Source organism: Hymenobacter sp. AT01-02, assembly GCF_000961955.2.
Classification (GTDB): Bacteria; Bacteroidota; Bacteroidia; order Cytophagales; family Hymenobacteraceae; genus Hymenobacter; species Hymenobacter mucosus.
The window spans coordinates 1-7,319 of the sequence record NZ_JZIR02000128.1 but is presented as its reverse complement, the minus strand read 5'-3'; the positions used below and the strand labels follow the sequence as shown (position 1 = coordinate 7,319).

The following is a 7,319-nucleotide window of genomic DNA, read 5'->3' as shown; positions in this document are numbered from 1 at the left end:
GCGCCGGGCTTTTGGGCTTTTGCGCGGCTGATAGCCAAGTTGGCTGCCGCTTCTACTACCCACTCAAAGTTCTGCTGACCTACGGAATGCACGTCGGCATCGGGGGCGGGGTTGCCAAAGTCAATAGCCAGCGGAATACCATCGCGCACGGCAAACTCTACGGTGTTGAAGTCGTAGCCCAGGCCCTGGTTGAGCTTGAGTACGTAGTCCTTCATGGTAGCTAGCAGCTTTTTGCCAGCCCCCCCCGTGGTCTTCATTTCCGTTGCGTAGCGTAGGTGAGGCTCGTTGCGCGGCTCGTAGGGCATGATGAGCACTTCCTTGCCGCCGATGCAGTAGCAGCGGAAATAATCCGTGAAGTCTACGGCCTCTTGCAGCAGCATCACGAGCTGGCCCGTTTCATCGTAAGCCCGGAAAAACTCATCGGCATTATCCAGCTTGTACACGTTCTTCCAGCCGCCGCCGGAGTGGGGCTTCATAAAGGCTGGGAAGCCAATCTTCTGGAACGCGGCCTCCCAATTCGTCCACTCCAGGTTGCGGAAGGAGTTGTGGCTGGTGTCGTGGGGACGCTCTTTGGAGGGTAGTAGTAGGGTGCGCGGCACAGGCACACCAAGCTGAACGGCCAAAGCATTGTTGAAAAACTTTTCATCAGCCGACCACCAGAAGGGGTTATTGATGACGGCGGTGCCGCCCAGCGCCGCGTTCTTTAGATAGGCGCGGTAAAAGGGTACGTCCTGCGAAATCCGGTCGATGATGACGGCGTAATCCGTTGGTACAGCTTGCTCTACCTGGTCAATGCGCACAAACTCGGCCATCATTTTCGTGCCGCCAGTTTTCTCATTTACGCGGTCCACAAACGCCTGGGGAAAGGTGTTTTCTTGCCCGAAGAGGATCCCAATTTTTTTCATAAGCTACTGGCTCCGGTGCTACTAGCCGGAGAAGGTTAAGGGTGAAAGGAGAGTACGGAGGTAGCGGTTAATTAGCTGCTCCAGGCTGCTGCCAACCACAAAAAGCTGGGCAGTGCCTGGCTTCCTGGCTGTGCCGAGTAACTCAGCAAAAATCTTCTGCAAGCGCAGCCCGGTGACTTGGTTTACATGACAGAGAGGTAGTGCGGAAACATTTCGCGCCACACCGGCCAGTCGTGCGTGCCGTGGGGCCGCACATCAAGCCAGTGCCGGATGCCCTTGTTGTTCAGAATCTCAGACATTTGATAGTTGGCTTCTTTACAGAAGTCATACTCAGCGGTACCCAGCACAATGTTCATCTGATGAAAATGCTCGTTTTCAGCGTTGGGCATAAAATCGGGCGGATTATTAAAGTACAGGTTCTCATCGTAGTACCCGTCCATAAACTGGCGCATATCAAAGGCAGCGCCCATGGAAAACAGGTAGGCTACCTGCTCAGGATGGCGGAAGGCGAAGTTGAGCGCGTGGTAGCCTCCAAAGCTGCAGCCCGCTACCCCAATCTTATCTACGTGGCACTCCTGCTGCAACATAGGCACTAGCTCGTTGCTCAGCATGTGGTCGTAGCGAATGTGATTTTGTACCCGCTCGGCTGGGTGTAGGTGCTTCGCATACCACGTATGGGCATCCACACTGTCAATGCAATACAACTTGACTTTCTGGTTGTCGATAAACCACTGGACGGCCTCCACTAGCTTGAAGTCCTTGGCCTCATAGTAGCGCCCCCGCGAGGATGGGAAAACAACAATTGGATAGCCCACGTCGCCAAAAACCAGCATTTCCACGTCGTGGCCGAGGGTGGGAGAGTAAAAAGGGCGATAAGCTTCCTGCAAAATCGGCGGGGTTTGGGATGAATGATGGCAATAAGATGAGAATAAGTTGAAACTTATAAAATAACGTACGAAAGCTGGGCCACAGAGAGGCAATCGAAAAGCGGTACCTTGTGCTGAAATTCTGTATCGTTGCTTCCGGCAGATGTCTAGTTTACTTTCCTCATCGGCGCGCCTCACGGCCGTTTCGGTCCGGCCCGACGATTCTTTAGTTTCCGTTCACCTGGGGCGCCCGGTGCAGCTGGATGTTGTACTACCGCCCGGTTATGATTCATCGAGGGAGGCACCCTACCCCGTGCTCTACCTGAACGACGGGCAGGATTTGTGGCGCCTGCGGCTCCCGGCCACGCTCAGTTGGTTGTACCGGCGGGGGCAGTTGCGGCCCTTCGTGCTGGTAGCGGTGCATGCTCACGAGCGCATTCAGGAATACGGCGTAGCCAGCGAGGCTGACTACCTGGGCCGTGGGAGCCGGGCCGGGCACTATGCCCGTTTTGTGCAGCACGAACTGCTGCCCTACATCCAGCGCCAGTACCACGGCAGCACTAACCCCGCCGAGGTAGTGTGGGCGGGGTGCTCGTTGGGCGGCCTTGCAGCCTTTGATTTTGTGTGGCACAACTCCGACGTAGCCACGCGGGCCGGCGCGTTTTCGCCGTCGTTTTGGTGGCGCCGCCGCGCCCTGAATGATGGGTACACCGATGCCGACCGGATTATGCACAGCTTGGTGCGGGCCAGCAAGCCTCACCCGGAACATCAATTCTGGCTGCAAACCGGTACCCTCGACGAGACCAACGACCGGAACAACAACGGCATTATTGACGCCATTGAGGATACCCTAGATTTGATGGCTACCCTCACGCGCCAGGGCCTGCCCGAGGCAGCGGTGCGGTACGTAGAACTAGTAGGAGGGCGGCATAATCAGTACACTTGGTCGCGCCTGATGCCGGATTTTTTGCGCTGGTCTTTTGGGCAAGGTAGTGCCGTTCCCCTTGGCCCACCCCCAACTCGCTACCCATTGGAGTGTATGGCACCCTGGGCTAGCCAACTACGGTTGCGGGCCCGGCGCCACCGAATTGTATCTTCACGCGCTCTACCATCTGCTTTTTCACCCTCGCGCATGAGCTATTTTGCTGACCGCCCCGCAACCACGGAGTATGCCCCGTACTACGCCCACTACGTTTCTCTGATCCCGCAAGGCCACGACCCGCTCCAACAACTGCGCGAACAGCCGATTACGCTCCGCCACCTGCTGGCCGGCGTCACCGACGAGCAAGCCCTGCTGCGCTATGCTCCCGGAAAGTGGAGCCTCAAGGAGATGCTGGTGCACGTAACCGATACGGAGCGCATCTTTGCCTACCGGGCTCTGCGCATTGCCCGCGGCGACCAGCAACCCCTACCTGGTTTTGAGCAGGACGACTACGTGCCCGCTTCCGGAGCCGATGCGCGCACGTTGGAAGATATTCTGCATGAGCAGAATACCGTGCGCGCTGCCACGCTTAGCCTACTGGCATCGTTCTCGGCGGAGGCCATCGGGCGCTTCGGTACGGCCAGTGGTCAGCCAGTGAGCGTACGTGCCATGGCCTACCTGCTGGCCGGCCACGAGGCGCATCACCTCAACATAGTGCAAGAGCGCTACCTACCCGCGGTGCGCTAGTTTCTTGCCCGCGGTATAACATGGTAGCCTCAAAATCGTTAACTACACCCATAATTCTCTAATCTTCCTACACCATGGCAAAAGCACAAGACGCCCGCAAAGAGAAAAAGAAAGAGTCCACTAAAACGGATAAGGAAAAGAAAGCTGCTAAGGAGGAGAAAAAACAAGCTCGTGCCCGCAAGCAAGAATAAGTAGAACCAACCAGAGGCCCGGACGCATAACGTCCCGGGCCTCTGGTCCTTTATAAGGTATAGTATACTTCCTTTTCTTTATCGTGGTGCTTGATGTAGCCGTGCAGGGTTAGTTTGATCAGCGTACGGTACGCCCGGCGCTGCCCAATATTGAGCAGCTTCATGTACTGCCCCAGCGTGATACGCGGATTCTTGCGCAGATAGTCCAGCACCGCTAGCTCCTCACGGTTCAGCGGAATTTTCTCGAAGCGAGGCGCGGCATCGGTGCGCTCCAGTACGCGTTCCGTGAGTTGGCTGGTTTGCACGCTTTCGTCCCGCACTCGCACGTAGGAGCGCCAGTCGCCGTCGGCTACTTGGGCGCGGTGAGGTTTTTCGGTGCTTTCAGCTACCGTCACTATCAGCACTACGCGGTTTTCTTCCTCAACCTCCTGGAACCGTAGGGACAGGGGCGGGTCAATGTAGTGGGCCGCCGCTTGCCGCAGTTGGTAGATTTCCTCTTCCGCGTCTCGCACCCCTACAATACGGCCGTCATCGTCTACGCCTACCAGCACCCGGCCGCCGTGCGTGTTAGCCAAGGAGGCTAGCGTGCGGGCAATGCGGGTAGGATGCGTTGTCTTTTTCTTGAACTCTAGTCGCTCTCCTTCCCCTTGACGAATCAGTTCTTGTAAGTCGGTCATGGTAGGTGAGGTAGGGAGCTAGGGTGAAAAGTAGTTGTGCTGGTGGCACGCACACGAGGTGCCAGTACTTCGGCAGTAAGGCTTCTCAGAAGAGGCGAGGATAGGGTAACCAGACTTTCTACAACAGTTGGCCGCCTTATTCAATTCCCGTTTCCTCGGCAGAGATGCGCCAGAGCCGGGCGGCCTCCGTACGATTCTGAGCCCGGTTGGAGCTGCGGGCCGGGCGGCAGTTTGCAAAGTAGCGTCCGCTTATACCGCCTACTTCCGGCGCCGAGGCCAAGTAGACACTCGTGCGAGCACCCTGCTCGGGCGTTATCATAAATGGCCGCCCCATCGACCAGAGCGCCTTCATAACGGTGGAAGTGTCCGCACGAATCAGGCCGGTGTTGACCATGCCGGGGTGCAAGCAATTTGCCGTGATGCCAGTCAGATCAAGGCGGTGGGCTAGCTCTTGGGTGAAGAGGATGTTTGCCAACTTGGAGTCGGCGTAGGCGGTGAGCCAGCTGTATTTATCGGGAGAGTTACGTACTTCCCGGTTGGCTTCAATTTCGCCTACCCAATGTGCCATCGATGATACCGTGACCACGCGTGCCCGCCCGGCCGCATCCAGCAGAGGAAGCAATAAGTTGGTAAGAGCATATGGCGCTAAGTGGTTGGTTGCCCAGCTTAGCTCGTGGCCTTCTTCGGTGAGGGTAAACGCGCCGGGCATAATTCCAGCATTGTTGACCAGAATATCCAATTGGTTAAGCTCACGCAGCAACTCATCAGCTAAGGACTGCACATTGCGAATCAAGGATAGGTCGAAGCGCTTTACATGCACATGGGCTTCCGGGCCAGCCGCCAGCTGTATGTCCGCCTGTGCTTGCTCGGCCCGTGCCGCATCGCGCCCCACCAGCAGCACGCGGGCACCCAGACACGCCAGCTCCCGGGCCGTCACGAGCCCGATACCACTGGTCGCACCAGTGACGAGTGCCGTTTTACCGGCTAAGGGGAGAGGAACAGCCATATCAGGAAAGGGAGCTATGGGGGAATAAACGGGAAAAGGTAGCCTCCATGTTTTACAACGCCGGTTTTTTTCTGGGCTATGCTTTCCGGTCAGGTAGTGAGATAGGGCAGGCAGGTCAGCAAAAAGCCGCCCCCAGTACATGGGAGCGGCTTTCCTGAAAATCATAATCCGACAGGGAAACGCTGCTTAGAAGGGCAGGTCGTTGTCGTCGTCAGAAGCAATGGGAGCGGCCGAAGCGCGCAGATTGGGGTTCTGGTTTTGGGCCGGAGCAGCTGCCCGAGGAGCCGACTGCTGGTAGTTGCCGCCTCCCTGGGGAGCAGCCGGAGCACCGCTACCTGCCTCAATGCGCCACGCTTCGAGGTTGGTGAAGTACAGCATCTGACCGTTCTTATTGAACCCGCGGCCACGCAGGTTAAAGGAAATCTTTACCTCGTCGCCTACTTTGTACGAGTCGATGAGGGCGGTCTTGTCCTGCACCAACTGGAACTTGATATGCTCAGGATACTGGCCGTCTACGACTTCCAGCACGAACTCGCGCTTGCGGAATTTTTCGCTCACCTGCTGTTCGTCGAAAATCTCGTGCAGGCGGCCGGTAGCTTCGTAAGCCATAAAAACAATATGTTTGGGAATGTGAAAACAGTAAACCAAACGTACGAAAAAAAACGCGGTTCGGCCACGAAGGTCGCCGGTTTCAGCGGCAGTAGCCTGCGTACCTTTGCCTTGCCTTTTCGCGTTTTCACCCCTTACATTTTTACTGCATGACTCCATCCTTTGCCCTTGCGCTCCATGGCGGGGCCGGTACTATTTCTCGGTCCTTGATGACTACGGAGCAGGAGCTTCAGTACCAACAAGCCTTGGGCGAGGCCTTACAAGTTGGCTATGCCGTGTTGCGCCAGGGCGGCTCGGCCTTGGACGCGGTGGAGTTTACGGTGCGTAGTCTTGAGGATTGCCCACTATTTAATGCAGGCCGGGGCGCCGTGTTCACGCACGAAGCCACCATGAAATGGACGCCGCTATTATGGATGGGCGAAATCGTGCCGCCGGGGCAGTAGCCGGCGTGCGCACCGTGCAAAACCCCATTCGGGCGGCCCGCCTCGTGATGGAGCACACCGACCATGTCTTGCTCGCCTACCCGGGCGCCGACGAGCTAGCGCGCCAGCATGGGCTACCCACCCAGCCGACGGAATACTTCTTTACCCAGCAGCGCTACGATCAACTGCAGGAGGCGCTTCGGGAAGGACGCATGCGCCTCGACCATAGCCAGGCCCAACCGGAGGAACTCGCTGCCCCCGCGCCAGTAACCACCGATGCACCGCTGGCCGAGCCGGCCGCTTTTATCGATGAAGACCCAAAAAAGAAAATGGGTACCGTGGGGGCCGTGGCGCTCGACCAGCACGGCCACGTGGCCGCCGCCACCAGCACCGGGGGAATGACCAACAAGCGCTACTCCCGGATTGGGGACTCACCCATTATTGGTAGCGGTACCTTCGCCGATAACCGCACCTGCGCAATCAGTTGTACGGGGCACGGCGAGTATTTCTTACGTGCCGTGGTTGCGCATGACATCAGCTGCCTGATGGAGTACCGCGGGTTAAGCTTGGCCGAGGCCTGCCGCATTGTGGTGCACGACAAGCTGGCCCCTATTGGGGGCGAGGGTGGACTAGTGGCGGTGGATGCCGCTGGCAACGTAGCGTTACCTTTTAACTCGGAGGGAATGTACCGCGCCAGTATCACGGCCACCGACGCTCAGCCTACATCGGTATTTATAAAGACTAGTGCTTACTCGTGTGGGGCTGCTCTTTTCCAGGTGGCGGTGTATAGTATTATGGGCTTCATTCATTCCGCGTACCGTTTCCTACCAGCCGCCATTTTCTCTCGAAGAAATCTGTTTCATTGACTTGCCAGTAGGTCGATAAGTAAGAGCTACGGTTTGCTACTTTCTGCGCCTATATATATAAGGAGTAGATGAGGTAGTAAAATTGTCAGTCTTCAGACACTAAAAAAG

The 7,319-nt window shown here is 57.1% G+C and carries 6 protein-coding genes and 1 pseudogene; 2 read left to right on the top strand and 5 right to left on the bottom strand.

The window, feature by feature from the left end:
- Both VI25_RS20980 and VI25_RS20975 read right to left on the bottom strand, forming a co-directional pair.
- Positions 1-905: RimK family alpha-L-glutamate ligase (locus VI25_RS20980; RefSeq protein ID WP_055562819.1), on the bottom strand; the 905-nt coding region annotated here is incomplete at its 3' end.
- Positions 906-1,087: 182 nt separating this feature from the next.
- Complete coding sequence (locus tag VI25_RS20975; RefSeq protein ID WP_045688658.1) at positions 1,088-1,792, bottom strand: esterase family protein; 705 nt, start codon at positions 1,790-1,792, stop codon at positions 1,088-1,090.
- Between the two features lie 142 nt (positions 1,793-1,934).
- Here VI25_RS20975 and VI25_RS27355 point away from each other — a divergent pair, with 142 nt between their 5' ends.
- Positions 1,935-3,440: an alpha/beta hydrolase-fold protein gene (locus VI25_RS27355; RefSeq protein WP_072144874.1), complete on the top strand. Its 1,506-nt coding sequence runs from the start codon at positions 1,935-1,937 to the stop codon at positions 3,438-3,440.
- Between the two features lie 241 nt (positions 3,441-3,681).
- Here VI25_RS27355 and VI25_RS20960 read toward each other — a convergent pair whose 3' ends face one another.
- The 3 genes from VI25_RS20960 to VI25_RS20950 form a co-directional block, all read right to left on the bottom strand.
- Entirely contained in the window at positions 3,682-4,308 is a 627-nt protein-coding gene (locus VI25_RS20960) for a helix-turn-helix domain-containing protein (RefSeq protein WP_045688657.1), read from the bottom strand.
- 136 nt (positions 4,309-4,444) lie between these two features.
- On the bottom strand, positions 4,445-5,314 hold the full coding sequence (locus VI25_RS20955) for an SDR family oxidoreductase (protein WP_045688656.1): 870 nt from the start codon (positions 5,312-5,314) through the stop codon (positions 4,445-4,447).
- A 186-nt stretch (positions 5,315-5,500) separates the two neighbouring features.
- Positions 5,501-5,923, bottom strand: coding sequence for a DUF3127 domain-containing protein (locus VI25_RS20950; protein ID WP_045688655.1), 423 nt, complete (start codon positions 5,921-5,923; stop codon positions 5,501-5,503).
- A 149-nt stretch (positions 5,924-6,072) separates the two neighbouring features.
- Here VI25_RS20950 and VI25_RS20945 point away from each other — a divergent pair.
- A pseudogene (locus VI25_RS20945) lies at positions 6,073-7,211 on the top strand (isoaspartyl peptidase/L-asparaginase family protein).
- Positions 7,212-7,319: the final 108 nt, after the last annotated feature.